The organism is Planktothrix paucivesiculata PCC 9631 (assembly GCF_900009265.2).
Taxonomy (GTDB): domain Bacteria; phylum Cyanobacteriota; class Cyanobacteriia; order Cyanobacteriales; family Microcoleaceae; genus Planktothrix; species Planktothrix paucivesiculata.
In genome coordinates this window covers 1-509 of sequence record NZ_LR735066.1, presented here as the reverse complement: position 1 = coordinate 509, position 509 = coordinate 1, and the positions used below count along the sequence as shown (strand labels likewise).

Below are 509 nucleotides of genomic sequence, written 5' to 3'. Positions count from 1 at the left end.
AATTTAGCCGTAACTTCTTTAACTAATCTATCATCTTCAGTGTCTCTTTTATAAGCTAAAGCCGCACCCATTTCAGTTCGGTAGGTATCCCGTTCACGAGTTGCGATCGCATCTTGAAGTTCATCACTAATAACATTAGAAAATAATGTAAATCTATAATCCCTTGGACTCGTATCTTCGACAAGATTAGGATATCGCCAATAACTATTAACTAAACTAACTATTCGAGTAACAGTATCAGTTAAATTGTTATTCACCAAACAAGGACGAGTAAAATAACAATCATCAGATTTTAAGTCTGCCAACCATTGAATATCAGCACCAGATTTATCAAGAAACTCCTTAACAACTTTTAGACCATATTGATTATTAGGATAAGCTGATTTTAAACTATCAACGGCTATTTGAAGTTCCTGGGAAAGAAAATCAATTATCCTCATTTCCCCTTCCTTTGGGATATCTAAAACAATCAATTCAGCCCCAATAGCTCTAGCTCTACCCAACAAACT

At 34.8% G+C, this 509-nt stretch carries 1 pseudogene; it reads right to left on the bottom strand.

What is annotated here, in order from left to right:
• Positions 1-509, bottom strand: a pseudogene (locus PL9631_RS26410) (hypothetical protein); the annotation flags it as partial.